The organism is Hungatella sp. L36 (assembly GCF_014288035.1).
In genome coordinates this window covers 22685-48746 of the sequence record NZ_JACOPC010000006.1, presented here as the reverse complement: position 1 = coordinate 48746, position 26062 = coordinate 22685, and the positions used below count along the sequence as shown (strand labels likewise).

At 51.8% G+C, this 26062-nt stretch carries 25 protein-coding genes; all 25 read left to right on the top strand.

Going from position 1 to position 26062, the window contains the following annotated elements; all coding sequences use genetic code 11:
- The first annotated feature begins 1 nt into the window (after nt 1).
- The 25 genes from plsY (at nt 2) to H8S80_RS15690 (ending at nt 25986) form a co-directional block, all read left to right on the top strand.
- Complete coding sequence (gene plsY / locus H8S80_RS15810; RefSeq protein WP_002603976.1) at nt 2-637, top strand: glycerol-3-phosphate 1-O-acyltransferase PlsY; 636 nt, start codon at nt 2-4, stop codon at nt 635-637.
- A 17-nt stretch (nt 638-654) separates the two neighbouring features.
- On the top strand, nt 655-1659 hold the full coding sequence (locus H8S80_RS15805) for an NAD(P)H-dependent glycerol-3-phosphate dehydrogenase (protein ID WP_002603977.1): 1005 nt from the start codon (nt 655-657) through the stop codon (nt 1657-1659).
- A gap of 143 nt (nt 1660-1802) precedes the next feature.
- Nucleotides 1803-3026 carry an ABC transporter substrate-binding protein gene (locus tag H8S80_RS15800; RefSeq protein WP_025529312.1) on the top strand — a complete coding sequence of 408 codons (1224 nt, stop codon included), beginning with the start codon at nt 1803-1805 and terminating at the stop codon, nt 3024-3026.
- A gap of 193 nt (nt 3027-3219) precedes the next feature.
- Nucleotides 3220-4101, top strand: a complete 882-nt coding sequence (locus H8S80_RS15795; protein WP_025529313.1) for a branched-chain amino acid ABC transporter permease — start codon at nt 3220-3222, stop codon at nt 4099-4101.
- Between the two features lie 9 nt (nt 4102-4110).
- Nucleotides 4111-5205, top strand: a complete 1095-nt coding sequence (locus tag H8S80_RS15790) for a branched-chain amino acid ABC transporter permease (protein WP_002603980.1) — start codon at nt 4111-4113, stop codon at nt 5203-5205.
- 2 nt (nt 5206-5207) lie between these two features.
- Nucleotides 5208-5966 (top strand): ABC transporter ATP-binding protein, encoded by a 759-nt coding sequence (locus H8S80_RS15785; RefSeq protein ID WP_117633323.1) that lies wholly within the window; start codon nt 5208-5210, stop codon nt 5964-5966.
- A 12-nt stretch (nt 5967-5978) separates the two neighbouring features.
- Nucleotides 5979-6689, top strand: a complete 711-nt coding sequence (locus H8S80_RS15780; RefSeq protein ID WP_002603982.1) for an ABC transporter ATP-binding protein — start codon at nt 5979-5981, stop codon at nt 6687-6689.
- Nucleotide 6690: 1 nt separating this feature from the next.
- The gene (locus tag H8S80_RS15775) at nt 6691-7671 is read left to right on the top strand and encodes a CPBP family intramembrane glutamic endopeptidase (RefSeq protein ID WP_181988043.1); all 981 of its coding nucleotides are present in this window, start codon (nt 6691-6693) and stop codon (nt 7669-7671) included.
- 147 nt (nt 7672-7818) lie between these two features.
- The gene (spoIVA, locus tag H8S80_RS15770; RefSeq protein WP_002603984.1) at nt 7819-9294 is read left to right on the top strand and encodes a stage IV sporulation protein A; all 1476 of its coding nucleotides are present in this window, start codon (nt 7819-7821) and stop codon (nt 9292-9294) included.
- A gap of 104 nt (nt 9295-9398) precedes the next feature.
- The gene (locus tag H8S80_RS15765; RefSeq protein ID WP_117633324.1) at nt 9399-11000 is read left to right on the top strand and encodes an MBL fold metallo-hydrolase RNA specificity domain-containing protein; all 1602 of its coding nucleotides are present in this window, start codon (nt 9399-9401) and stop codon (nt 10998-11000) included.
- A gap of 18 nt (nt 11001-11018) precedes the next feature.
- A complete protein-coding gene (gene rnhA, locus H8S80_RS15760; RefSeq protein WP_002603986.1) occupies nt 11019-11495 on the top strand; it encodes a ribonuclease HI in 477 nt (158 codons plus the stop codon).
- A gap of 104 nt (nt 11496-11599) precedes the next feature.
- Nucleotides 11600-12496: a lysozyme inhibitor LprI family protein gene (locus tag H8S80_RS15755; protein ID WP_117633325.1), complete on the top strand. Its 897-nt coding sequence runs from the start codon at nt 11600-11602 to the stop codon at nt 12494-12496.
- Nucleotides 12497-12604: 108 nt separating this feature from the next.
- Nucleotides 12605-13366 (top strand): MBL fold metallo-hydrolase, encoded by a 762-nt coding sequence (locus H8S80_RS15750; RefSeq protein WP_117633336.1) that lies wholly within the window; start codon nt 12605-12607, stop codon nt 13364-13366.
- A gap of 104 nt (nt 13367-13470) precedes the next feature.
- Nucleotides 13471-13620, top strand: a complete 150-nt coding sequence (locus H8S80_RS15745) for a hypothetical protein (protein ID WP_002603989.1) — start codon at nt 13471-13473, stop codon at nt 13618-13620.
- A 51-nt stretch (nt 13621-13671) separates the two neighbouring features.
- A complete protein-coding gene (alaS, locus tag H8S80_RS15740) occupies nt 13672-16278 on the top strand; it encodes an alanine--tRNA ligase (RefSeq protein WP_207729845.1) in 2607 nt (868 codons plus the stop codon).
- Between the two features lie 138 nt (nt 16279-16416).
- Entirely contained in the window at nt 16417-16593 is a 177-nt protein-coding gene (rpsU, locus tag H8S80_RS15735) for a 30S ribosomal protein S21 (protein ID WP_003504099.1), read from the top strand.
- Nucleotides 16594-16738: 145 nt separating this feature from the next.
- Complete coding sequence (locus H8S80_RS15730) at nt 16739-17005, top strand: YabP/YqfC family sporulation protein (RefSeq protein ID WP_002603991.1); 267 nt, start codon at nt 16739-16741, stop codon at nt 17003-17005.
- Between the two features lie 29 nt (nt 17006-17034).
- Nucleotides 17035-18279, top strand: coding sequence for a sporulation protein YqfD (yqfD, locus tag H8S80_RS15725; protein WP_181988044.1), 1245 nt, complete (start codon nt 17035-17037; stop codon nt 18277-18279).
- Nucleotides 18266-19297 (top strand): PhoH family protein, encoded by a 1032-nt coding sequence (locus H8S80_RS15720; RefSeq protein ID WP_002603993.1) that lies wholly within the window; start codon nt 18266-18268, stop codon nt 19295-19297. Before yqfD ends, H8S80_RS15720 begins: the two co-directional genes overlap by 14 nt.
- Nucleotides 19281-19778, top strand: coding sequence for an rRNA maturation RNase YbeY (ybeY, locus tag H8S80_RS15715; RefSeq protein ID WP_002603994.1), 498 nt, complete (start codon nt 19281-19283; stop codon nt 19776-19778). Before H8S80_RS15720 ends, ybeY begins: the two co-directional genes overlap by 17 nt.
- Nucleotides 19775-20929 carry a DUF3048 domain-containing protein gene (locus H8S80_RS15710; protein ID WP_002603995.1) on the top strand — a complete coding sequence of 385 codons (1155 nt, stop codon included), beginning with the start codon at nt 19775-19777 and terminating at the stop codon, nt 20927-20929. The genes ybeY and H8S80_RS15710 overlap by 4 nt, the downstream gene beginning before the upstream one ends.
- Nucleotides 20919-22604 (top strand): putative polysaccharide biosynthesis protein, encoded by a 1686-nt coding sequence (locus tag H8S80_RS15705; protein ID WP_002603996.1) that lies wholly within the window; start codon nt 20919-20921, stop codon nt 22602-22604. Before H8S80_RS15710 ends, H8S80_RS15705 begins: the two co-directional genes overlap by 11 nt.
- A gap of 51 nt (nt 22605-22655) precedes the next feature.
- Nucleotides 22656-23042 carry a hypothetical protein gene (locus tag H8S80_RS15700; RefSeq protein ID WP_002603997.1) on the top strand — a complete coding sequence of 129 codons (387 nt, stop codon included), beginning with the start codon at nt 22656-22658 and terminating at the stop codon, nt 23040-23042.
- 131 nt (nt 23043-23173) lie between these two features.
- Nucleotides 23174-24394, top strand: coding sequence for a BaiN/RdsA family NAD(P)/FAD-dependent oxidoreductase (locus H8S80_RS15695; RefSeq protein WP_117633327.1), 1221 nt, complete (start codon nt 23174-23176; stop codon nt 24392-24394).
- Entirely contained in the window at nt 24391-25986 is a 1596-nt protein-coding gene (locus H8S80_RS15690; RefSeq protein ID WP_117633328.1) for an NAD(P)/FAD-dependent oxidoreductase, read from the top strand. The genes H8S80_RS15695 and H8S80_RS15690 overlap by 4 nt, the downstream gene beginning before the upstream one ends.
- Nucleotides 25987-26062: the final 76 nt, after the last annotated feature.

The window sequence follows — 26062 nt, the reverse complement described above, 5'->3', positions numbered from 1 at the left end:
TATGGAAAGAATCATTTGTCTGGCAGCGGGCTATTTATTTGGCCTGCTTCAGACCGGCTATATTTACGGCAGACTGAATAAGATTGACATCCGTAATTACGGAAGCGGCAACTCAGGGACGACCAATGCGCTTCGCGTGCTGGGAAAGAAAGCGGGAGCGGTTGTCTTCTTCGGAGACTTTTTGAAGGCGTTTATCCCCTGTATTCTTGTCCGGATCCTTTTTAGGGACCGGCCGGAGATCGCCTGTCTGCTGGTACTCTATACCGGTCTTGGCGTCATTCTGGGACACAACTATCCGTTCTATCTGAATTTTAAGGGCGGAAAGGGAATCGCGGCCACCGCCGGTCTCATCGTAGCCCTGGACTTACGGCTGATGGTAGTGACTCTCCTGGCCTTTGTCCTGATTGTGGCTGTGACGAGGTTCGTCTCACTGGGATCGCTGGTGGTAGCCACGATTTTTCTCGTGTGGATGATTGTTATGGGAAGCAACGGCAGCTTTTCTGTACAGGCGGGATATCTCCCTGAGTTTTACATAGTTGCGGCTGTGATCAGCGCCCAGGCATTCTGGCGCCACAGGGCCAATATTGTAAGACTGGTTCATGGAAATGAAAACAAAATAAGTTTTGGTAAAAAATAAAAACGAGGTGAAGTATCATGGCAAAGATTGGGATTGTCGGTTCAGGAAGCTGGGGAATCGCTTTGGCTGTTCTCCTGTATAACAACGGTCATCACGTATCCGTATGGTCGGCGCTGCCGGAGGAAATTACGGAGATGAAGACGACTGGGCGCCATCACACTCTGCCGGATCTGGTTCTTCCGGATGGGATGATGTTTACGGAAAGCCTGGAGGAGGTCATGAAGGATAAGGACGTGCTGGTTACCGCCGTTCCTTCCGTCTATGTCCGCTCCACGGCACAGAAGATGAAGCCTTACTGCAGAGAAGGACAGATTATTGTAAATGTGGCAAAGGGAATTGAGGAATCGACGCTTAAAACGCTTTCCGAGATTCTGGAGGAGGAGCTTCCCATGGCGGATGTCGCGGTTCTGTCGGGACCCAGCCACGCGGAAGAGGTGAGCAAGGGGCTTCCCACCACCTGCGTCGCAGGCGCCCACAGCAAAAAGACTGCGGAGTACGTCCAGTCCGTCTTCATGAGTGAGGCGTTCCGCGTCTACACCAGCCCGGATATGCAGGGAATCGAACTGGGCGGATCGCTTAAGAATGTCATCGCCCTGGCCGCCGGTATTGCGGATGGACTGGGATACGGAGACAACACGAAGGCCGCGCTGATCACGAGGGGAATTGCCGAGATTGCCAGGCTGGGAACCGCTATGGGCGGTAAGTTCCAGACCTTTTGCGGACTGTCGGGAATCGGTGATCTGATCGTTACCTGCGCCAGCATGCACAGCCGGAACCGCCGCGCCGGAATCCTGATTGGTAAAGGGTATACCATGGAAGAGGCCATGAAGGAAGTAAAGATGGTGGTGGAAGGCGTCTACTCCGCGAAGGCGGCGCTGAAGCTTTCAGAAAAATATGAGATCGATATGCCGATCGTGGAACAGGTTAATGCAATATTATTCGATGATAAACCAGCCTCCGAGGCAGTAAAAGGCCTGATGCTGCGGGACAAAACCATCGAGAGCTCCGACCTTCCATGGTAAAATATGGATGGATGATTGAATTTTGAAAGAATATATGGAAATTAGTTGACATTTTAAAAAAGCCATCTTATTATAGAGACTATGTATATATAGTCATAGGAACTGTATATATGAATTTCAAAATTCAAGAGGAGGAATGAATTATGAAAAAAACAACAAAGAAGCTGGTAAGCCTTGGCCTGGCTGCTGTTATGGCTGCATCCTTAACGGCATGCGGCGGCAAGAGTGACAATGGCGCGACAACGGCAGCCACAGCGGAAACGACAGCTGCAGCGGATGCCGGAGCAGCTGACCAGACTGCAGGAGGTTCCTTTAAGATTGGCGGAATCGGACCGATTACCGGAGGAACTGCTATTTACGGACAGGCCGTTATGAACGGCGCTGAACTGGCAATCAATGAGATCAACGCGGCCGGCGGTATCGGCGGAGCACAGATCGAGTACAATTTCCAGGATGACGAGAGCGACACAGAAAAAGCGGTCAACGCTTACAACACATTAAAGGACTGGGGTATGCAGATGTTAGTCGGTACGGTTACTTCCGCACCGTGTATCGCTGTAGGCGCAGAGTCCAGCAATGACAACCTGTTCCAGCTGACACCGTCAGGTTCTGCTGTGGACTGTGCAAAGTTTGACAACCAGTTCCGTATCTGCTTCTCCGATCCGAACCAGGGTGCTGCTTCGGCCCAGTATATCGGCGAGAACAAGCTGGCTACCAAAGTGGCAATTATCTATGACAGCTCCGATGTTTATTCATCCGGTATTCATGACAAGTTCATCGCAGAAGCTGCTAACCAGGGCTTTGAAGTGGTAGCCGATGAAGCGTTTACCGCTGACAACAATACGAACTTCTCCGTACAGATTCAGAAGGCACAGGACGCCAGCGCAGAACTGGTATTCCTTCCGATCTACTATCAGCAGGCATCCTTAATTCTGGTGCAGGCAAAGCAGATGGGATACGAACCGGATTTCTTCGGCTGTGACGGCCTGGATGGTCTTTTAACCGTGGAGAACTTCGATACCTCCCTGGCAGAGGGCATTATGCTGCTGACACCATTCGCTGCCGATGCACAGGATGACTTGACAAAGAATTTCGTTACTACATATAAAGAGAAATACGGCGACATACCGAACCAGTTTGCTGCCGATGCCTATGATGCAGTATATGCGATCAAGGCTGCCGGAGAAAAAGCGGGCATTACTCCGGATATGGACGCTTCCACAATCTGTGACAAGTTAAAGACAGCCATGACAGAGGTTTCTGTTGACGGATTAACCGGCTTAGGCATGAAGTGGACTGCTGACGGCGAGCCGGAGAAGGCTCCGAAGGCTGTAAAGATCGTAGACGGCGTATACAATGCAATGTAAGTTTATCAAGTAAATACTGCTTGGTATATGACCCAATGGAGGGTCGTCCAGAGGACGACCCTCTTCTTTTCAAATCCAATACCCGCGGCAGCGGGGTTTTTGACCCCTGCGGCAGCCGTCAAATGGACGCGGCAGCGTATCCGTTTGGTTCGCTGCTCGCGGGAATAAACAACGAATGAGGTGCGATGATATGATGAGTTTCATATCCTATTTTATTAATGGTTTAAGCCTGGGCAGTGTGTATGCAATAATTGCTCTGGGATACACCATGGTATATGGTATCGCCAAGATGCTGAATTTCGCTCACGGCGATGTCATCATGATCGGAGGATACGTGGTATTCACCGTTGTCAGCACGATGGGGCTTCCACCGGCTGTTGGCATTCTTCTTGCTGTCATTATATGTACGGTTCTCGGCGTAACCATTGAAAAGGTCGCATACAGACCTCTCCGCATGGCTTCACCTCTGGCTGTCTTAATTACGGCAATCGGTGTCAGCTACTTACTTCAGAACATCGCGCTGCTCGTTTTTGGCTCCAATCCGAAATCCTTTACATCCGTTGTAACGATTCCGGCTTTGAAGCTTGCCGGCGGAAGACTGACGATCTCAGGAGAAACGCTGGTAACCATCGTCTCCTGTATCGTTATTATGATTGTACTGACCACGTTTATCAAGAAGACGAGGGCGGGACAGGCCATGCTGGCTGTCTCCGAAGATAAAGGGGCCGCTCAGCTGATGGGAATCAACGTGGACGGAACGATCGCGCTGACGTTTGCCATCGGTTCCGCATTAGCCGCCATCGCGGGTACCTTACTCTGTTCCGCATATCCGACCCTGACGCCTTACACCGGTTCCATGCCGGGAATCAAGGCCTTCGTCGCCGCCGTATTCGGCGGAATCGGCTCCATTCCGGGCGCTTTTATCGGCGGCCTGCTTCTGGGCGTGATCGAGAACCTGAGCAAGGCATATATCTCGTCCCAGCTTTCCGACGCCATCGTTTTCGCAGTCCTGATCATTGTACTTCTTGTAAAGCCTACCGGTATTCTGGGCAAGAAGATTAACGAGAAAGTGTAGGTGGGGGCCATGGGAAAAAGTGGAAAGACGAAGAGTCTGCAGATAAATAAAACAACAAGAAATAATTTAGTGACCTATGGGATTGTGATAGCAGCCTATATTATTGTAGAGATCCTGATAAATGGGGGGCACTTAAGCAGCCTGATGAAGGGCCTTCTGGTGCCGCTCTGTATCTATACGATTATGGCGATTTCTTTAAACCTGACGGTAGGCATACTGGGGGAGCTGAGCCTGGGACACGCCGGTTTCATGTGCGTGGGCGCATTTTCCAGTTCTCTGTTTTCCATCTGTATGCTGGATGCGATTCCCAGTGTGGGAGTCCGCTTTACACTGGCGATTCTGGTGGGCGCTGCGGCCGCGGCTGTAGCCGGCATCATCGTGGGAATCCCGGTATTAAGGCTGAGAGGCGACTATCTGGCCATTGTTACGCTGGCATTCGGTGAGATTATCAAGAATGTGGTCAATGTCATCTATCTGGGAAAGGATGCGAATGGCATCCATGTCTCCATCAAGAACGCCATGGCGCTTAATATGGCGGAAGACGGCCAGATTATCATGAACGGCGCCCAGGGTATCAACGGAACGCCGAAGAACGCCACGTTTACGGTGGGAATTATCCTGATCCTGATCACGCTGTTTATCGTCCTGAATCTGATTCATTCCAGATCGGGCCGCGCCATCATGTCGGTGCGCGACAACCGGATTGCGGCGGAATCCATCGGAATCAACATCACGAAGTACAAGCTGATGGCGTTTACGATATCGGCTTCTCTGGCCGGTGTTGCGGGAGTCCTTTATTCCCACAACTTATCGGCACTGACGGCGACACAGAAGAACTTCGGATACAACCAGTCCATCATGATTCTTGTATTCGTTGTGCTGGGCGGAATCGGCAATATACGCGGTTCCATGATTGCGGCGGTGATCCTGACGCTGCTTCCGGAGCTGCTCCGCGGACTCAATACGTACCGTATGCTGATCTACGCCATCGTCCTGATCGTCATGATGATTTTCAACTGGAGTCCGAAATTCATCGATTTCAGAAAACGTCATTCCCTGAGACGGTATTTCCATAAAAACACGGCAGATAAGGAGGTTTCATAAGCATGGCATTACTTGAAATTAAAAACCTCGGCATCTCTTTCGGCGGACTGCGCGCCGTGGATGATTTCAGCATAACCATCGAGAAAGGCCAGCTCTATGGCCTGATCGGCCCCAACGGCGCCGGTAAGACGACGATATTCAACTTGCTGACCGGTGTGTATAAGCCCAATATGGGAACGATCCAGCTGGACGGCATGAACATCACGGGAAAGAAGACCATGGAGATCAACCGCGCGGGTGTGGCCAGAACCTTCCAGAATATCCGTCTGTTTAAGGAACTGACCGTTCTCGACAACGTAAAAGCAGGCCTTCACAACCAGTACTCCTACTCAACTGTAGCCGGAATTCTGCGCCTTCCCAAGTATTTTAAGGTGGAGAAGACCATGGATGAGAAAGCGGTGGAGCTGCTGAAGGTGTTTGATCTGGATAAGGAAAAGGATTACCTGGCTTCCAATCTGCCCTACGGCAAACAGCGGAAGCTGGAGATAGCCCGTGCGCTGGCGACGAACCCGAAGCTTCTGCTTCTCGACGAGCCGGCGGCCGGCATGAACCCTAACGAGACGAAGGAACTGATGGATACCATCCGGTTTGTCCGCGATAATTTTGACATGACCATCCTTCTGATCGAACACGATATGAAGCTTGTCTCCGGTATCTGCGAGAAGCTGACGGTGTTAAATTTTGGTCAGGTGCTCGCCCAGGGCAATACGGCGGATGTGTTAAATGACCCGGAGGTCATCAAGGCATATCTCGGAGAATAGGAGGAGACAGGCATGGCAATACTGGAAGTTAAAAATCTGGAAGTATATTACGGCGTCATCAAGGCGTTAAAAGGTATATCCTTTGAAGTAAATGAAGGGGAGATCGTGGCCTTGATCGGAGCCAACGGCGCGGGAAAGACGACGACGCTGCACACGATCACTGGTCTTTTGAAAGCGGCAGGCGGCTCGATCGGCTTTGACGGACGCGATATAACGAAGGTCCGCGGGGACAAAATCGTCGGCATGGGAATGGCTCACGTTCCCGAGGGCAGACGCGTATTCGCGGATCTGACCGTGTTCGAGAATCTGAAGCTGGGCGCTTATACGAGAAAAGACAAGACGGAGATCGAAGAGACGCTGCAGATGATCTACAAGCGCTTTCCGAGACTGCTGGAGCGTAAGAACCAGCCGTCCGGTACCTTAAGCGGCGGTGAACAGCAGATGCTGGCCATGGGGCGCGCGCTGATGTCTCACCCGAAGCTGATCGTCATGGATGAACCGTCCATGGGTCTGTCTCCGATCTATGTAAACGAGATTTTCGACATTATTCAGGAGATCAACAAGTCCGGAACCACGGTGCTATTGGTGGAGCAGAACGCGAAGAAGGCGCTCTCCATCGCTAACAGGGCCTACGTTTTAGAGACGGGTGACATCGTTTTAAGCGGCGATGCGAAGGAACTGATGAATGATGATTCCGTGAAGAAGGCATATTTAAGTGAATAGGATGAAGGAGCGGCTATTGAGCCGATTATGGGACAACAGACTGGTAAAAAACAGATTCGGACAGGTCCGGTCCGGGTGGATTATCCTGATCGCAATGGCGGCTTACTATCTTCTGTCTTTTGTCTCCAACATTGTGATCATAGAGGTACTGAGAAAGATTTTGATTGCCACAGGCGATATCAATCCGGCAACCGGAGAGGTTTCCAGCCTGGTGGACTGGTTCAATGACGTCTCACTGCCTGTTGCGTTTCAGATATTTACAGAGGTTCTTATGCTGGCAGTACCGATCGTCATATGGCACCTGGTGATGAAGCATTCGGTCCGGGAGATGGGACTGGATTCCTTACACTGTAAGCAGAGGAGAAAAGACGGAGCTGCAGGTATGCTGCTGGGAATTGTAAACTGCTCTGTCATCTTTCTTTTGGTTCTTACAATAGGAAAGGGCCGTATCGTATCAGACGGAATTACGGTCTCGGGGCTGACCTTCTGGTGGCTGGTCACTTTTGTTTTGGTGGGGATCGCGGAGGAAGCGCTGAACCGAGGATTTTTAATGGCTGTTCTTCGGAGGTGCCGCAATGTACCTGTTATTATGTTCGTCCCCTCCGTGATTTTTGGACTGATTCATCTGAGTAATCCGGGAGTAACGTTTTTTTCCTTTTCAAATATCGTGCTTGCCGGGATACTCTTTTCCTATATGTTTTTTAGGTCGGGTTCCATATGGATGTGTATCGGATATCACATTACCTGGAATGTCTTTGAGGGGCTGGTCTACGGAATGCCTGTCAGCGGCCTCCAGACCCCCGGCATCATCACAACACAGTATATGGAAAGCAATCTTCTGAATGGAGGAGCCTTTGGGATCGAGGGAGGCATACTGACCACCATAATGACCCTGCTCAGCTTTCTGTTTGTCTGGTATTATTACCGGAATTCAAACTATGATTTCTTAAGCGATAAAGAAAAGCCGGAAACGCTTCGCTGATTCATGAGAAGTAAGCCCCAGGGACGAAAGAACCTGGGGCTTTCCTCATGGAGGGAAGAACGAAACATCAAAAAATCTTAAAAAGACTTGCTGGAATATTAAGTGATCCCCCGCATATATTATAACAGCACAGAAGGGGGTATCTTTATGGACAATTTTGATGTATACAGTGATATTAAAGCCCGGACCAATGGAGAGATTTATATAGGCGTTGTAGGACCGGTGCGGACGGGAAAATCCACCTTTATTAAACGGTTTATGGAACTGATGGTGCTGCCGGAAATGGTGGATGAGCATCAGAAAACACAGACGAGAGATGAACTTCCGCAGAGTGCGGCCGGGAAGACGATCATGACGACGGAACCCAAATTCATACCGAAGGAAGCGGCTGAGATCCGGCTGGGCGATGAGATTGAGGCAAAGGTGCGGCTTATCGACTGCGTTGGATTTATGGTCGAGGGAGCTGCCGGACACATCGAAAACGATGAGGAGCGCCTGGTAAAGACTCCGTGGTTTGAATACGAGATTCCCTTTACGAAGGCCGCGGAGATCGGAACGAGAAAGGTCATCAACGACCATTCCACCATCGGTGTCGTGATCACGACGGATGGCACCATCGGGGAACTGAAACGCCCCAACTACATAGCCGCAGAAGAGCGGACCATTACCGAATTAAAGGAGCTTGGAAAACCGTTTATCGTCCTTTTAAACTCCGTAAGGCCGTATTCCGATGAGACCACGGCCCTGGCCAAGGATATGAGGGAGAAATACGGCGTGACCGTTATGCCGGTGAACTGTGAACAGCTGAAAAAGGATGACGTCTATCATATCCTGGAACGCGTGCTGAAGGAATTCCCGGTTACGGAGATGGATTTCTATATCCCCAAATGGCTGGAGATCCTGCCTGCAAGCCACTGGCTGAAATCCCAGATTATTCAGGCCGCCAAGGACATGGTGAAAAAGGTTACCCACATGAAGGATATCACGTCGGATCTGTTTGACGGTGCGGCCGAGAGTATCCGGGCCGTAAAGGTACAGAATATGAATATGGCGGACGGAAGCGTTTCCATGGGCATGGACGTGGATGACAGCTATTATTACCAGATCTTAAGCGACTACGTGGGAATCCCCATTGAAGGCGAATACCAGCTGATGCAGACCTTAAGCGATCTTGCAAAGATGCGGGCGGAGTACGAAAAGGTGAACCAGGCCATGAGCCAGGTGCGCTTAAAAGGGTATGGCGTCGTGACGCCGGAACGCTCGGAAATTATCCTGGATGAGCCGGAAGTGATCAAGCACGGCAACAAATACGGCGTTAAGATGCGGGCGGAGGCGCCTTCCATCAATTTGATCAAGGCCCATATCCAGACGGAGATCGCCCCGATTGTCGGCAGCGAACAGCAGGCGGAGGATCTGATCGCCTACATCAAGGAAAATGCCAGAGAGAGCGAGGAAGGCATCTGGAACACCAATATTTTTGGAAAGTCCATCGAACAGATCGTGGAGGACGGAATCTCCGCAAAAGTCTCCCAGCTTACAGAGGACTGTCAGTTAAAGCTTCAGGATACGCTTCAGAAGATTATCAACGACAGCAACGGAGGAATGATCTGCATTATCATATAAAATGAGCATGAATGGCAGAAGAGGAGGATGAGGTCTTTCACGAGGTTTCAATTTATGCTATAATAGAAAAATGACCGACAGAAGAAAAATAAGGAGGGCTTTCAATGAAATTAATGTTCATCGGTGCGGACCATGAGGTTACCGGCAGCTGCCACTATTTAGAAGCCGCAGGACTTAAGATTCTGGTGGACTGCGGTATGAAGCAGGGTGTGGACTATTTTGAGAATGCAGAGCTTCCGGTGAGCTATTCGGAGATCAATTACGTGCTCCTGACTCATGCCCATATCGACCATGCCGGGATGCTTCCGTTTATCTATGCGAGAGGGTTCCGCGGAGAAATCATCACCACCGAAGCCACAGCGGATTTGTGCAACATCATGCTGAAGGACAGCGCGCATATCCAGGAATCAGAGGCAGAGTGGAAGAACAGGAAGGCCAGACGAGCCGGGCGGCAGGAAGAAGTGCCGCTGTATGAAATGAATGATGCGGTAGGGGTGTTAAAGCAGTTTAGCCCCTGTAATTATGATGAAATAATAAAACTGGAGGAGGGCCTTACCATTCGGTTTACCGATGTCGGACATTTACTGGGGTCTGCCTCCATTGAGGTGTGGATCACAGAGAATGATATCTCAAAGAAGATCGTATTTTCCGGTGATATCGGCAACAAGAACAAGCCGCTGATCCGGGATCCGCAGTATATCCAAAACGCGGATTACGTGGTAATGGAATGTACCTATGGCGACCGGCTTCACGGCCGGATACCGGACCACGTTTCCATTCTCGCGGATATTGTCCAGAGGACGCTGGACCGGGGCGGCAATGTGGTGATTCCCGCATTTGCTGTGGGCAGGACGCAGGAGCTTCTCTACATGTTCCGCATCATCAAGGCGGAGCACATGGTGAAGGGCCACGACGGATTCGAGGTCTATGTCGACAGTCCGCTTGCCGTCGAGGCGACCAATGTATTTAAGGATAATCTGGCGGACTGTTACGACGAGGAGACGAAGGCGCTCGTCACGCAGGGGATCAACCCGATCTCATTTGCGGGACTGAAGCTCTCCATTACCAGCGCAGAATCGAGAGATATCAATTTCGACACAAAACCGAAGGTCATCATCTCCGCGGCGGGCATGTGCGACGCGGGCCGGATCAGGCACCATCTAAAGCATAATTTATGGCGGCCTGAGTGTACCATCGTCTTTACGGGATATCAGTCTATCGGGACGTTGGGCAGAAGCCTGCTGGAAGGCGGCCGGGAGGTGAGACTGTTCGGTGAAACCATTCATGTGGAGGCCCACATTGAAAAGATGGATGGAATGAGCGCCCACGCAGATATGGAAGGGCTGATTCAGTGGCTGAATGCATTTGAGGAGAAGCCAGGGGAAGTATTTCTGGTACACGGGAATGACGACGTGTGCGATTCTTTCAGGCAGGTGTTAAAGGAAGAGTATGGATATCAGGCGGAGGCGCCGTTTTCCGGCTCCGTTTACGACCTGGCCTCCGGCAGATGGCTGGAGCAGAGGGCCGGAGTCGTCGTGACGAAGACGGTGGAGACGGCGAAGCGGGCGGTAGGCGTCTATGCGCGTCTGCTGGCTGCCGGAGAGCGCCTGCTGTCGGTGATCCGTCACAACGAGGGCGGAGCCAACAAGGATCTGGCAAAATTCGCAGACCAGATCAATTCATTATGCGATAAATGGGACAGATAGCTAGGAGAGTGACATAAGATGGGAAAAGTACTATTGTTTACAGATGGAGCTGCAAGAGGAAATCCGGACGGACCCGGTGGTTACGGAGCTGTGCTTCAGTTCACGGATTCCAAAGGGCAGCTCCATGAGAAGACGCTGTCGGCCGGATATGTGAGGACGACCAACAACCGTATGGAGCTGATGGCTGCGATCGCGGGACTGGAGGCGTTAAACCGGCCCTGCGAGGTGGAGCTGTATTCGGATTCCAAGTATCTGACGGATGCATTTAACCAGCACTGGATCGATAACTGGGTGAAGAACAACTGGAAGCGCGGCAAGAGCGGCCCGGTCAAGAATATCGACCTGTGGGAGAGGCTTTTAAAAGCCATCGAACCCCACCGCGTCACCTTCTGCTGGGTAAAGGGACATGCCGGCCATCCGGAAAATGAGCGGTGTGATACACTGGCGACCACTGCCGCGGATGGGGACAACTTAATGGTGGATGAAGGCCTGTAAAACTTACGTATCTCTTACAATCTCTTACTAATTAACGTACCCTATTTCCTTTCTTTTTTATTTATGATATGGTAATTTTATCAAAGTATGTTAGGATGATAATCATGAATAAAAATAGAGGAATCTGGCTTGTAATCGCTGCCATCCTGATCATCGGAATCGCGGTGACGTTTGCGACCAGCAGATTTATCCGGCAGAACGGCGGCTCTCTGGATACCGTCGCGGTGACGCAGATGCCCGGGACGACAGCGGGCGGCGGCATGCCGCAGGCCTATACGGAGGGAGCGGGCACGGAGCTTCCCGCCGCAGCCAGGAAGCGTATGGAAGAAACAGTCCCCGCCGGGGAAGAAGGAGCAGTATCCGGGAACACGGATGAAGCGGCCGCCGGGGCGGCGGTACCGGAACCTGCTTCCTCCCGGATGATGGCGGCAGAGGGAGCGGCGGTGCCTGCTCCGGAATCCATTCTGATGGATGAGGATAAGGAGGCCGCGGATGAAGCGGTCCCGGAATCAGCGGCAGCAGGAGCGGGAAACAAGGCGGATGCGGCAGCGGCGGCAGCCCCATCCATATCACCGTTAGGTCCGGGCGGAAGCGCAGTGCTTCAGAGCGACGAGGAGGAAAAGCTGGCCTACTACGAAAAGCGTCTGGCAGAGCTGGATGCCCAGGTACAGAAGATGCGCAGCGAATCCTCTGATTCCACTACGTATTCCATGAAGACGCTGGCCGAGAAGGAGTTTAAGCTCTGGAACATCGAGATGAACACCATTTACGCGGAAATCATGAATGGACTGGACGAGGATGCGAAGGGAAAGCTGGAAAGTGAGCAGCAGACCTGGATGAAGAGCCGGGATACAAAGGCGGAGGAAGCGGCGAGAAAGTACAGCGGCGGTTCTCTGGAAGGCGTCGAATACACGGCCTCCCAGGCCGAGACCACGAGAACAAGGACGTACGATCTCGTGGAAACGTATATTAACTCGCTGCCTGCGGAGAATGAAGGTTAGAAGAAAAAGAATCCCCATACAGAACAGGAGTACCGGTTCTGTATGGGGACTTCGATTTTTTGGGAAAATAACCGCCGGCGATACAAAGGAAAAGGGAGGAAGGATGACGTGGGAAACTGGTTTACAATCGATACGATTGGTGAAGATACCTTTATGATCAGTGAGTACAGGCACTGGGAGGAGACACACGCCTACCTGCTGAACGGCAGTGAACGGAGTCTGCTCATCGACACAGGTCTTGGAATTGAAAATATTTATGAGGAAGTGATCAGGCTGACGGATAAGCCTGTCACGGCCGTGGCCACCCACATTCACTGGGATCATATCGGCGGCCACCGGTATTTTCCGGATTTTTACGTGCAGGAGGAGGAAGTGAGCTGGCTTTCCGGAGGATTTCCCCTGCCGGTTGAACAGGTAAGAAAATCCGTTGCAGAGCGGTGTGATTTGCCGGAGGGATTCTCGGCCGATGCGTATGAAATCTTTCAGGGAAGGCCAGCGAGAGTACTTAAGGATGATGAAATTATTGACATCGGAGGAAGATCAGTGAATGTGCTGCACACGCCGGGCCATTCGCCGGGCCATATGTGTTTTTTCGAGAAGGAGAGAGGCTGGCTTTTTGCGGGCGACCTCGTATATAAGGGCACGTTGTTCGCATACTATCCATCAACCGATCCTCAGGCGTATCGAACCTCCCTGGAACGCGTATCGGCGCTTCCGGTAACACGGGTGTTTCCGGGCCACCACGATCCCGATTTGCGGCCGGAGTTTCTGGAAGAGGTAAAAAATGCATTTTTGACGCTTCATGCGGAAGGAAAACTGCACCATGGCGGAGGCATGCACCAGTATGACGGCTTTGCCGTGTGGATTTAGGAAATATCACAGAAAATCGGCGGCAACATCTTGATAAATAAAATTCGATATGATAGGATAGTACAATGAGTTTGGCTAATGTATTAAGAACGGAGGTTGAATCTATGACAGCAATTTTAGCAAGTTTTCTGCAGACAGCAATCAAGTTTCTGTTTTTCCTTGCAGTGGCAGGAGGGGGAATCGTGTGCGGCAAGAAGTACAGAGACTACAAGGATGCGAAGAATGCAGGCAGTGTGACAGAAGAAAGTAAATAACTAACGGAGGACAGTAACGTGAACAAGACAGGTGTGAATGAACTGAGGAGAATGTTCCTTGAATTTTTTGAGAGTAAGGGACATCTGGCGATGAAAAGCTTCTCCCTGGTTCCGCATAATGATAACAGCTTATTGTTAATCAACTCAGGTATGGCGCCTTTAAAGCCATATTTTACAGGACAGGAGATACCGCCGAGAAAGCGTGTGACCACCTGCCAGAAGTGTATCAGAACCGGAGATATCGAGAATGTGGGAAAGACTGCCCGTCACGGCACCTTCTTTGAGATGCTGGGCAATTTCTCCTTTGGAGATTATTTTAAGACGGAAGCGATCCGTTGGTCCTGGGAGTTTTTGACAGAGGTTGTAGGACTGGATCCGGACAGGTTATATCCATCCGTCTACTTAGACGACGACGAGGCTTTCGATATCTGGAATAAGGAAATCGGCATTGCCCCGGAACGTATCTTCCGCTTCGGCAAGGAAGACAACTTCTGGGAGCATGGAGCAGGCCCCTGCGGACCGTGTTCTGAAATCTATTATGACCGCGGGGAGAAGTACGGCTGCGGAAAGCCGGGCTGCACCGTGGGCTGTGAATGTGACCGTTACATGGAAGTATGGAACAACGTATTTACCCAGTTCGAGAATGACGGACACGGCAATTACGAGGAACTGGACCAGAAGAATATCGATACCGGCATGGGTCTCGAGCGTCTGGCCGTGGTGGTTCAGGATGTGGATTCCATCTTTGATGTGGACACCATCAAGGCTCTGTTAAACAAGGTTGCAGAGCTTGCCCACACGGAGTATCAGAAGGATGCATCGGTTGACGTTTCCCTTCGTCTGATCACAGACCACGTCCGTTCCTGCACCTTTATGATTTCCGACGGCATCATGCCATCCAACGAAGGACGCGGATACGTGCTGCGCCGTCTGCTTCGGAGAGCGGCCCGCCACGGAAGGCTGCTCGGCATCGAGGGAAGATTCCTCGCGGAGCTTTCCAAGACCGTAATCGAGCTTTCCAGAGACGGATATCCGGAGCTGGAAGAGAAGAGAGCCATGATCTTAAAGGTTCTGACTGAGGAAGAGGATAAGTTTAACCGGACTATCGACCAGGGACTTGCCATTCTCGGCGAGATGGAAGAGAAGATGTCCGCCTCAGGCAAGACGGTGCTGGACGGTGAGGATGCATTTAAGCTCTATGATACTTACGGATTCCCGCTGGATTTAACGAGAGAAATTCTGGAAGAGAAGCATTTTGAGATCGATGAGGATGGCTTTAAGAAGGCCATGCAGGAACAGCGTGAGAAGGCCAGAGCGGCCAGAAAGACCACGAACTACATGGGCGCTGATGTGACGGTGTACCAGTCCATCGATCCTGCGCTCACCACGGAATTTGTCGGATACGACAAGCTTGCCTGCGATTCTAAGATTACCGCTCTGACGACAGAGACGGATCTGGTGGAAGCACTGACGGATGGCGAGACCGGTACGATTGTGACGGAAGAGACTACGTTCTATGGCACCATGGGCGGCCAGCAGGGCGATAAGGGTGTGATTGTCAGCGTAAACGGCGAGTTTGCGGTGGAAGACACCATTCATTTACAGGGCGGCAAAGTCGGCCATGTGGGCAGGATGAAGAAGGGCATGTTCCAGATCGGCGATGTAGTCACCTTAAAGGTCTGTGAAGAGAGCCGTATGAGCACCGGCAAGAACCACAGCGCGACCCATCTGCTTCAGAAGGCGCTCCGCACCGTTTTGGGCGAGCACGTGGAGCAGGCAGGTTCCTATGTGGATGAAGACCGTCTTCGTTTCGACTTCACTCATTTCTCCGCCATGACACCGGATGAGATTAAAAAGGTGGAATGCCTTGTCAATGAGAAGATCAAAGAAGCGCTGCATGTAAAGACAGAGGTTATGAGCCTTGATGAGGCGAAGAAGTCAGGCGCCATGGCTCTGTTTGGCGAGAAGTACGGGGATAATGTCCGCGTGGTGAAGATGGGGGATTTCTCCACGGAGCTGTGCGGCGGTACCCATATTTCCAATACAGGCGTGATCGGCTCCTTTAAGATCTTATCTGAGACGGGAATCGCAGCCGGCGTGCGCAGAATCGAAGCCCTGACGGGCGACGGCCTGATGAAGTATTATCAGGATGCGGAGACCGAGCTTCACGAGGCGGCGAAGGCGGCGAAGGCCACGCCTCAGACACTGACAGCCAAGATTGAAGCCATGCTTGAGGAGATCAAAGCGCTCCATTCTGAAAATGAGAAGCTAAAGAGCAGACTGGCCAAGGACTCCCTGGGAGATGTTATGGACCAGGTGAAGGAGATCGGCGGTGTCAAGGTTCTGGCTACGAAGGTTGCCGATGTAGACATGAACGGCTTAAGAAACCTGGGAGACCAGTTAAAGGATAAGCTGGGTGAAGGCGTGATCGTACTGGCTTCCGTCATGGACGGAAAAGTGAACTTAATGGCAACCGCTACGGAGGAAGCGCAGAAGAAGGGTGCCCATGCAGGCAACTTAATCAAGGCTGTCGCAGGACTTGTTGGCGGCGGCGGCGGTGGAAGGCCAAATATGGCCCAGGCCGGCGGCAAGAATCCTGCCGGAGTTGACGCATGCCTGGAAGAGGTTTATAAAGTAGTGGAAGGCCAGATGAAATAAGTAAGAATTTTCCCGGAAAAAAATGAAATTTTCCTTGACGAATGGGAAAATTATGCTATAATCATATCAGTGCTATAAAATACCCAAACAGTTGTATTATGCACAAGTACACAACTGGAGGGAGGTTAGGTGTGAGCTATGTCAAATGTAATCGTTAAAGACAACGAGAGCTTAGATAGCGCTTTACGCAGATTCAAAAGAAACTGTGCGAAAGCAGGTATCCAGCAGGAAATTCGTAAGAGAGAGCATTACGAAAAGCCAAGCGTAAGACGTAAGAAAAAGTCTGAAGCTGCAAGAAAACGTAAATATAACTAATAATTGATTAGTCAAACAAGGTTAGTCCCTGGTCATTTTATGATCAGGGATTTCTTTGTTTCATGTTTACTTTCACGTTACCCTGCATAATCGGACGCCGTTTTTGCATATAGTATAATATCATTGGCTGAAAGGCAGAAACGATATGTTCGAAGAGATGAAGTTTAGTGCAGCTGAGAACTTAAAGCTTCCGAAGGATGTGGTCCTGGGCGAAGTGCTGGTATCTTTTCTGGGGCGCCACAGTGTTGTGATTGAAAATTACCGCGGCATCATTCTCTATACAGATACCCTGATCAAGCTCCAGGCAAAGACGTGCCGCGTGGCGGTATCGGGAAGCCGCCTTGTGATTGAATATTATACGAATGAGGAGATGAAGATTAACGGACTCATCAAATCCATGGAGTTTGAATAAGGATAGAAAAACAAGGAGGTACCAGCGTGATTGTAACATGGCTTAACCACCGGATGTCCGGTTATCTGTTTGTGGAGATGACGGGATTTTCTCCGGAACGGTTCTTTAATATGTGCAGCGTTCATGAGATAGAAATCTGGGGAGTGTCCGATACAGGCCATTCCTATCGCTTTTATATGACCGTGAAAGGGTTTAGGAAGATAAAACCCATTGTCCGGAAATCGAAGGTCAGACTTAAGGTACTGGGAAAGTTTGGACTTCCTTTTTTTTTATACAGAAACAGGAAGCGAAAGCTCTACGCGGCCGGGATGGTGTCCTTTTTTGCCCTGCTTTACATACTCTCCATCTTTATCTGGGATATCGAGTTTGACGGAAATCACATGTATACGTATGACACCCTTTTGAAATACTGTGAAACAGAGGATATCCGCTATGGCATGATAAAATCGAAGATCGACTGCGACGCCCTGGAAGAATCGCTGCGAAGCGCATTTCCGGAAATTACCTGGGTGTCGGCCAGGGTATCGGGAACACGTCTTCTGGTTAAGATAAAGGAGAACGAGGTCCTCTCTGAAATACCCGCAAAGGATGAGTCACCCTGCGACATCGTGGCGTCAAAGGACGGCGTGATTACCTCCATGATCGTGCGCCAGGGCGTTCCGGCGGTTTCCGTGGGCGATGAGGTAAAGAAGGGCGATGTGCTTGTGAGCGGCACGCTCCACGTCATCGGCGACGGCGAGGAGATCATGAACACGCACTATGTCCATTCCGACGCGGATATCACGGCGCGGACGGAATACCATATCACGAGGCAGATGCCGCTGTTTAAGCGTGTGGACGTGGAAACCGGGAGAATACGCCGCGGGAAGTATGCGAAGGTATTTCAGTATTCCCTGATGCTGATACGCCCGAAGCAGGAGGGAACCACCTGGAAGGTGACCATGGAAGAGGATCAGCTTCACCTGTTTCAGAATTTTTATCTGCCCGTCTATCTCGGCGATATCACGGCCAAAGAGTACATTTCCTACGAGCGCCCCTACACGGAGGAGGAGAAAAATCAGGCGGCTGAAACCATCAACGAGAATTTGAAAAAAAATTTATTGGAAAAAGGGGTACAAATTCTGGAAAATCATGTTAAAATACTAGATAATGAATCTTTATGCCAAATTGCCATCGATATTGTGGCGGAGGAACCCGTGGTGGAACGGACGAGCGTAGAGATACCAATTAATCAGGAACAAGAGGAGACGAAAGAGTCCAATGAGCGTAATTGAGACAATCATAGATATACCGGCTGAACACGAGAAGAATGTCTGCGGACAATTTGACAGCTATTTGAAGAAAATAGAGAGGACTCTTCATGTTACCATGATCGAACGCGACGGCGCGCTGAAGATTATCGGCCCGGAACAGATGGTGCAGAAGGCGAAGAGCGTCTTTAATAATCTGATCGAGCTGTCGAAGCGTGGAAATGCGATCACGGAGCAGAATGTGGATTATGCCCTGTCCCTGTCCTTCTCGGAGAGCGACGGACAGATTCTGGAGATTGACAAGGACATCATCTGCAGGACCATTACAGGCAAGCCGGTGAAGCCGAAGACCATGGGGCAGAAGCAGTATGTGGACCAGATCCGGAAAAAGATGATCGTATTCGGAATCGGCCCGGCCGGTACCGGCAAGACGTACCTTGCCATGGCCATGGCGATTCAGGCCTTTAAAAACGGCGAGGTAAGCCGGATTATCCTGACACGTCCGGCCATTGAGGCGGGAGAGAAGCTGGGCTTTCTGCCCGGCGATTTACAGAGCAAGATCGATCCGTATTTACGGCCGCTCTACGATGCGCTGTATCAGATCATGGGTGCGGAGAGCTACTTACACAATGCGGAGAAAGGGCTGATCGAGGTGGCGCCCCTCGCTTACATGCGGGGCCGTACACTCGACAACGCCTATATAATTCTGGATGAGGCGCAGAACACCACGCCGGCGCAGATGAAGATGTTCCTGACGAGAATCGGATTCGGTTCCAAGGTCATCGTCACCGGTGACCAGACGCAGAAGGATCTGCCGGCCGGAGCTGTATCCGGTCTGGATACCGCGGTCCGCGTGCTGAAACGCATCGATGACATCGGCTTCTGTTACTTAAACAGCAGCGACGTGGTGCGCCATCCGCTGGTTCAGAAAATAGTACAGGCTTACGACGAATACGAGACGAAGAAAAAACCTGCAGAGAAAGAACGAAAGACAACAAAAGCCCCCGGAGGCAGAAAGGCACGTTATGACGATTCATATTGAGTATGAGACGGAAGAGGAGTTAAAGCTTCCGTACGAGGAGATCATCACCGCTGTGGTGAACGAGGCACTGGATTATGAGAACTGCCCTTATGAGGCGGAGGTGAATGTGCTCCTTACGGATGACGAGGACATCCGTCAGATCAATAAAGAATACCGGGAGATCGATCGTGCGACCGATGTGCTGTCGTTTCCAATGGCCGACTACGACAGCCCGTCGGATTTTGACCGTCTGGAAGACATGGCAAGCGATTACTTCAATCCGGAGACAGGGGAGCTGCTGCTGGGAGACATCGTCATTTCCGTGGACAAGGTGAAAGAACAGGCGGAAAAATACGGCCATTCCGAGACGCGGGAGCTGGCCTTCTTAGTGGCGCACAGCATGCTGCATCTGTGCGGCTACGATCACATGGTGGATGAGGAACGTCTCGTCATGGAGAAAAAGCAGGAAGAGATTCTGAAACGAGGGGGATACGAACGATGAAGAAACGGGCATGGTTCTGTGCGGCCGGACTGCTCCTTTTGATGGGAGCGGTGACCGGATGCCAGGGAAAATATCAGGAGGTGGCTGTGACGGACGCCTCGGCAGAGACGGACACCACGCCCGCCCCTACGAAAGAGATTAAGATTGAGACTACCACGGAGGCGCCTGCGGAGGAGGCTGTGGAATCCGGCGACTGGTATACCTTCGAGGAGCGCACCGAGCAGGATGGAAAGATCCGCAGCTACTTAACCGGCGAGATGGTCGATGCGGCTATCGGAAACCGCAGGCCCATCGCCATCATGATGAGCAACGACAAGGCGTCGCTGCCGCAGTACGGCATCAACCGTGCGGATATTGTGTATGAGGCCCCTGTGGAGGGCGGCATGAACCGTTACATGGCCATTATCGAGAATTACGACGATCTGGACAGAATCGGTTCCGTGAGAAGCTGCCGGACGTATTATACATACTTTGCCCGCGAGTTTGACGCCATTTACGCTCACTACGGGCAGAGCACCTTTGCCAAGCCGTATCTGGCCAATGTGGACAACATCAACGGGCTGGATGGAATCGGCACCGTGGCGTATTACAGGACGAAGGACCGTAAATCACCTCACAACGCGTATTCCAGCGGAGAACGGCTGAACAAGGCGATCGCCCAGCTGGGATACTCAGAGAGCTACAGCGCGGATTACAAGGGCCATTACCGCTTTGCGAAAACGGGCCATGAGGTGACGCTGGACGGAGCGCCCAGTGTGATGGAAGCAGCCAGGGTCTATCCGGGCTACGTGATGAATAAGCCGTGGTTTGAATATAACGAGAGCGACGGCTTATACTACCGGTATCAGTACGGAGCGGCCCATAAGGGCAATGAAGGCCCGATCGCCGTGAAGAATATTCTTTTCCAGTACTGCCCGTCAGGGCACTACGCCACCACGGATTATCTGGATATCAACGTCCACGACGACTCCTACGGGCTCTATGCCACGGAGGGGAAGGCGATTCCGGTGAAGTGGACGAAGGACGGGGAGTTCGGCCTGACACATTATTACGACATGGAGAATAACGAGGTGATTCTGAATCAGGGAAAGACGTGGATATGCGTTATTTCCGCACAGGATTCCTCAAATGTAGAGGTTTATGGAAAATAACAGGACAAGCAGAAGCAGAAAAAAGCCTGAGAAAAAGGGCGCGTCAAATTTTATCATACAGGGAACGATTCTTGCGGCGGCGGGAATCATTGTGCGTCTGATCGGGATGCTGTACCGGATTCCCCTTGCCAACATTCTGGGGGATGAGGGAAACGGATACTACAGTTCGGCTTTTACCATCTATTCTATCTTGCTGATCGTCTCCTCCTACAGCCTTCCAACGGCTGTTTCGAAGATGATCGCGACGAAGAATGCCAGGAAAGAGTATAAGAATTCGGTCCGTATTTTAAAGGCAGCTCTGTTTTATGGCACGGTAGTCGGAGGGATCGGAGCCGCGGTTTTATGGTTCGGCGCTGATTTCTTTGCTACCCGTTTCTTAAACATGCCGTATACCAGATACGCGCTTAAGACGCTGGCTCCTACCATATGGGTCATCGCGTATCTCGGCGTGTTCCGCGGATATTTTCAGGGCTTGGGGACGATGATTCCCACGGCCCTTTCGCAGATTTTTGAGCAGATTATCAATGCCGTTATCAGTATTGTGGCGGCGGAACGGCTGTTCAATGCAGGATTAAAGGCAAACCTGGTGCATGAAACCACGGAATTTTCCTTTGCCTTCGGAGCTGCCGGCGGCACCATCGGTACAGGCGCGGGCGCGGTGGCAGGGCTTCTGTTCCTGCTTTTTCTGATGGCCAGTTACCGGCCTGTCATGATGAGGCAGGCAAAGCGTGACCGGACCAGACGGAGAGACAGCTACGGAGAGATCTCTTCCGTTCTGCTGATGACCGTTCTTCCCATTGTGATGAGCAGCGTGGCTTACAACATCAGTACGGTCATCGATAACAGCATCTATGGGAAAGGAATGGCGTTTCTCGGAATGGGAGCGTCGGAGGCCGTCTCAACCTGGGGCGTCTATGCCGGAAAGTACCACCTGCTGTTTAATATTCCGGTGGCGATAGCCAATTCGCTGGCCTCCTCCCTGATTCCGTCCCTGTCGCGGGCGGTGGCAGGCAAAAACCGCGGACAGATCGTGAGCAAGGTATCCATGGTCATTCGCTTTTCCATGGTGATCGCGATTCCGGCCACGGTAGGACTTACCGTGCTCGCAGGCCCCGTGTGTAATCTGCTGTTCAGCCGTTACGATAACACCAACCTGATCCGCATGATGATGTACGGTTCGCTGGCTGTCGTATTCTTCTCCCTGTCTACGGTTACCAACGCCGTTCTGCAGGGAATCAACCATATGCAGACACCGCTTAAGAACGCAGTGATCTCGCTTGTGCTCCATATCCTTGTGCTCTGCGTTATGCTGTTCGGATTTAAGATGGGGATCTACAGTGTGGTATATTCCAACATTCTGTTTGCGCTCTTCATGTGCATCCTGAATGGAATTTCCATCAGACGGTTCTTAAATTACAGGCAGGAGATGAAGAAGACGTTCATTCTTCCGACCATCGCCTCCGGTATCATGGGCGGGGCGGCTTACGGCGTTTACAAGCTGGTTCATATGACGGTCAAGAGCAACACCATCGGCGTGCTTCTGGCGATTGTGGTGGCGGTTATGGTCTACGGCGTCCTGCTTTTGAAGCTGCGCTGCGTGGACGAGACAGAGCTTGCCGGTATGCCCGGCGGTACGAAACTGGTAAGAATCGCACAGAAATGCCATTTGATGTGATTAAAATGAGAGAAGAAAGCAGATACTATACTTCGAAGGAGGTATTATCCTATGAAGAAGTATATGTTCTGCTTTCTTTTATTTGCAGCCACTTCGCTTCTCTGCCTCGGAATTGGTTTTGTCATTACCAAGGACAGCGTGCAGCCGGAGGAGGCCATACCCGGAGCGACTCTGGAGACGGAGACCGTGACGGAGGACCAGATCGTCATCAATCAGGAGAAGGTGTCGCCTGCGCCGGAGAAGGAAAAGGAGAAATTTTATCTCGTATCGGAAGACGGTTATCTGCTTGTCCTGTATCAGGATAAGACGACGATCTGCCTGTATACCCATATGCCGGTCACCGATTTCCCGGAGGAGGAGCGGGGCCGTCTTATGGATGGCATCTGGTTCTCCTCCATGATTGAGGTGTTTAACTATCTGGAGTCGTATACGAGCTAGAGTGTGTCTGACCGAATGGACCAAAACACAGGACTCGTCAGGAAAAATAATGCTTGAATTGAATGGAGGAACCGGATACAATAGGGCTGGTGACAGTACGGTCGCCAAGTGCTTACAGCAAGGAGGAATCCATGAAGAGAAGAGTGATGATCATAGGCGGAGGCGCCTCCGGTATGACGGCTGCGATTGCGGCTGCCAGGGAGGGAGCCGATGCCGTGATTCTGGAACATACAAAGAGACCCGGGAAGAAGATCCTGTCTACCGGGAATGGGAAATGCAATTTAACAAACCTGGATATGAGAAAGGAAGCCTTCCGCGGGGAGAATCCAGGATTCGCATGGAAGGTGGTCGGGGAGGTGCCGGTAAAAGAGACACTTTCCTTTTTTGAGGATCTGGGTCTGGTGCTGACAGACCGGAACGGATACGTTTACCCCGCCACGGGGCAGGCGTCTTCTGTGCTGGATGCGCTGCGCTTCGAGCTGGAACGCTTAAACATTCCGGTTCTCTGTGAATGTGAGGTCTTAAGCGTGTCAAAGAAGCTGGAACTCGCCACATCCCAGGGAGCCATGAAGGCGGATTCGGTCATACTCGCGGCAGGGTCCAAAGCGGCGCCCGGAACGGGATCGGATGGCAGCGGCTATAAGCTGGCGGAGAGTCTGGGACACAGCGTGATAGAACCGCTTCCAGCCCTGGTGCAGTTAAAATGCAGGGAGACGTGGTATAAACAGTTTGCAGGCGTAAGGACAGAGGCTTCTGTGACACTGTATTCCGATGGAAAAGCGGTCGCTTCCGACCGGGGAGAACTGCAGTTTACGGATTATGGAATCTCCGGAATTCCTGTTTTTCAGATCAGTCGGTTTGCAGCGCGCGCCTTAAGGGATGGGAAGAAGGTGACTGCCCGGCTGGATCTTCTGCCGGTTATGGAAAAGCAGGAGCTCTTTCAATTCTTAACGAAACGGGTAAAACGGCTGGGATACCGGCCGGGGGAAGAATTTTTAAACGGCGTCCTGAATAAGAAGCTGCATCAGGTGCTTCTTAAGGAATCCGGGATACCGGCTGGCCGCCGGACCCGGGAGATCACGGAAAAGCAGCTGGGGGTTCTGACAGACCGGATCAAAGGGCTCGAAACCACCGTGGCAGCGGTGAATCCCTTTGAGCAGGCGCAGATCTGCTGCGGCGGTGTCGATACGAGAGAGGTAAATCCGTGTACTATGGAATCAAAATTAGTCAGTCAGCTGTTTCTGGCGGGAGAAATTCTGGATGTAGACGGCATCTGCGGAGGTTATAACCTGCAGTGGGCGTGGTCATCGGGAATTCTGGCGGGCAGAAACGCAGGAAGAGGTCCTATATGATAAGAATCAGCCAGTTAAAGCTGTCTGTAAACCACAGCGAGGAAGATTTAAAGAAGAAGGCGGCAAAGACGCTGAAGCTTCAGCCGGCGGACATTCGCCGCGTAACGGTTGTGAAGCAGTCCGTGGATGCGAGAAAAAAGAGCAGTGAAGTGCTGTTTATCTATACGGTCGACGTCGAGGTGGCGAAGGAGGACAAGGTATTACATAGAGTGAACAGTCCAAACATTGCGAAGGCCGAGAAGAAGGAATATCAATTTCCGGAACCGGGAACGGAGCGTTTAGAGCACCGCCCCGTCATCATAGGAAGCGGACCGGCCGGCCTTTTCTGTGCACTGATGCTGGCAAGAGCCGGCTTTGGCCCCATCGTATTCGAGCGGGGAGAGCGGGTGGAAGAGAGAAAACGGTCGGTGCTTCAGTTCTGGCAGGGCGGAGAGCTGAAGAGCAACTCCAACGTACAGTTTGGAGAAGGCGGCGCGGGAACATTTTCCGATGGGAAACTCAACACGCTGGTGAAAGACCCGCTGATGCGGAACCGAAAAGTGCTGGAGGTGTTCGTGGAGTTCGGAGCGGATCCATCCATTCTTTATAAGAATAAGCCCCATATCGGAACCGATGTGCTCAGTGTCATCGTGAAAAATATGAGGGAAGAGATCATCCGTCTGGGAGGAACCTTTTACTTCCAGAGCTGCGTCACCGATTTTCGGATTAAGGACGGAGCGCTGAAGGCCATCACGGTAAACGGGTCGGAAGAATTTGAGACGGATGTCACCGTTCTGGCCGTGGGACACAGCGCGCGTGATACCTTTGAGCGGCTGCTGGAGAGAAGCGTGCCCATAGAGAAGAAAGCGTTCGCCGTCGGACTGCGCATTCAGCATCCGCAGAGAGACATCAATGCCGCACAGTACGGCGCTGCAGAGATCGAAGCGCTGGGGGCGGCCGATTATAAGGTGACCCATCAGTGTGCCAATGGAAGGGGCGTATACTCCTTCTGCATGTGCCCGGGCGGCTACGTCGTCGATGCGTCCTCTGAACCGGGGCGTCTGGCTGTCAATGGCATGAGCTATCATGCGAGGGACGGTGTGAATGCGAACAGCGCACTGATCGTCACCGTCACGCCGCAGGATTTCCCGGAAGACAGCCCTCTTGCGGGCATCGCCTACCAGCGGCGCCTGGAGGAAGCGGCCTACCGGTGCGGCGGAGGGAAAATTCCGGTGCAGCTGTACCGTGATTTTAAGAAGAAAAGGGCGACAACGGCCTTTGGAGATGTGGCGCCGGCCTTTGAAGGGCGGTACGCCATGGCAAATCTGCGGGATTTCTTTCCGGATACGCTGTCGGAATCGCTGATCGAGGGCGTAGAGGCGTTTAACGGGCGGATCGCAGGATTTTCCAGAGGCGACGCCATCCTGGCAGGCGTGGAGAGCAGAACCTCGTCCCCGGTGCGCATACCGAGAGATGAACGGTTTGAGAGCAGCATCAAAGGTATCTATCCCTGTGGGGAAGGCGCCGGCTACGCGGGCGGTATCACGTCCGCGGCCATGGATGGGATCAAGACGGCGGAGGCAGTCGCGGCACGCTTCTCAGTCCCAACGTAACAGTTTGGCACTCGCTTCCAACCGCTGCTCATTTGACGAATGGATAAAAATGTTGTAAGATATGAGACAAAAAGAC

Excerpts from the sequence above, each read along its gene's own strand:
- H8S80_RS15780 (WP_002603982.1), top strand. The coding sequence starts at position 5,979 with ATGGCAATACTGGAAGTTAAAAATCTGGAAGTATATTACGGCGTCATC.
- H8S80_RS15765 (WP_117633324.1), top strand. The coding sequence starts at position 9,399 with ATGAAATTAATGTTCATCGGTGCGGACCATGAGGTTACCGGCAGCTGC.
- H8S80_RS15795 (WP_025529313.1), top strand. The coding sequence starts at position 3,220 with ATGAGTTTCATATCCTATTTTATTAATGGTTTAAGCCTGGGCAGTGTG.
- H8S80_RS15700 (WP_002603997.1), top strand. The coding sequence starts at position 22,656 with ATGAAGAAGTATATGTTCTGCTTTCTTTTATTTGCAGCCACTTCGCTT.
- H8S80_RS15775 (WP_181988043.1), top strand. The coding sequence starts at position 6,691 with ATGAAGGAGCGGCTATTGAGCCGATTATGGGACAACAGACTGGTAAAA.
- H8S80_RS15800 (WP_025529312.1), top strand. The coding sequence starts at position 1,803 with ATGAAAAAAACAACAAAGAAGCTGGTAAGCCTTGGCCTGGCTGCTGTT.
- spoIVA (WP_002603984.1), top strand. The coding sequence starts at position 7,819 with ATGGACAATTTTGATGTATACAGTGATATTAAAGCCCGGACCAATGGA.
- H8S80_RS15720 (WP_002603993.1), top strand. The coding sequence starts at position 18,266 with ATGAGCGTAATTGAGACAATCATAGATATACCGGCTGAACACGAGAAG.
- H8S80_RS15755 (WP_117633325.1), top strand. The coding sequence starts at position 11,600 with ATGAATAAAAATAGAGGAATCTGGCTTGTAATCGCTGCCATCCTGATC.
- H8S80_RS15785 (WP_117633323.1), top strand. The coding sequence starts at position 5,208 with ATGGCATTACTTGAAATTAAAAACCTCGGCATCTCTTTCGGCGGACTG.
- H8S80_RS15710 (WP_002603995.1), top strand. The coding sequence starts at position 19,775 with ATGAAGAAACGGGCATGGTTCTGTGCGGCCGGACTGCTCCTTTTGATG.
- ybeY (WP_002603994.1), top strand. The coding sequence starts at position 19,281 with ATGACGATTCATATTGAGTATGAGACGGAAGAGGAGTTAAAGCTTCCG.
- alaS (WP_207729845.1), top strand. The coding sequence starts at position 13,672 with ATGTTCCTTGAATTTTTTGAGAGTAAGGGACATCTGGCGATGAAAAGC.
- H8S80_RS15745 (WP_002603989.1), top strand. The coding sequence starts at position 13,471 with ATGACAGCAATTTTAGCAAGTTTTCTGCAGACAGCAATCAAGTTTCTG.
- rnhA (WP_002603986.1), top strand. The coding sequence starts at position 11,019 with ATGGGAAAAGTACTATTGTTTACAGATGGAGCTGCAAGAGGAAATCCG.
- H8S80_RS15690 (WP_117633328.1), top strand. The coding sequence starts at position 24,391 with ATGATAAGAATCAGCCAGTTAAAGCTGTCTGTAAACCACAGCGAGGAA.
- plsY (WP_002603976.1), top strand. The coding sequence starts at position 2 with ATGGAAAGAATCATTTGTCTGGCAGCGGGCTATTTATTTGGCCTGCTT.
- H8S80_RS15695 (WP_117633327.1), top strand. The coding sequence starts at position 23,174 with ATGAAGAGAAGAGTGATGATCATAGGCGGAGGCGCCTCCGGTATGACG.
- H8S80_RS15705 (WP_002603996.1), top strand. The coding sequence starts at position 20,919 with ATGGAAAATAACAGGACAAGCAGAAGCAGAAAAAAGCCTGAGAAAAAG.
- rpsU (WP_003504099.1), top strand. The coding sequence starts at position 16,417 with ATGTCAAATGTAATCGTTAAAGACAACGAGAGCTTAGATAGCGCTTTA.
- H8S80_RS15805 (WP_002603977.1), top strand. The coding sequence starts at position 655 with ATGGCAAAGATTGGGATTGTCGGTTCAGGAAGCTGGGGAATCGCTTTG.
- H8S80_RS15730 (WP_002603991.1), top strand. The coding sequence starts at position 16,739 with ATGTTCGAAGAGATGAAGTTTAGTGCAGCTGAGAACTTAAAGCTTCCG.
- H8S80_RS15790 (WP_002603980.1), top strand. The coding sequence starts at position 4,111 with ATGGGAAAAAGTGGAAAGACGAAGAGTCTGCAGATAAATAAAACAACA.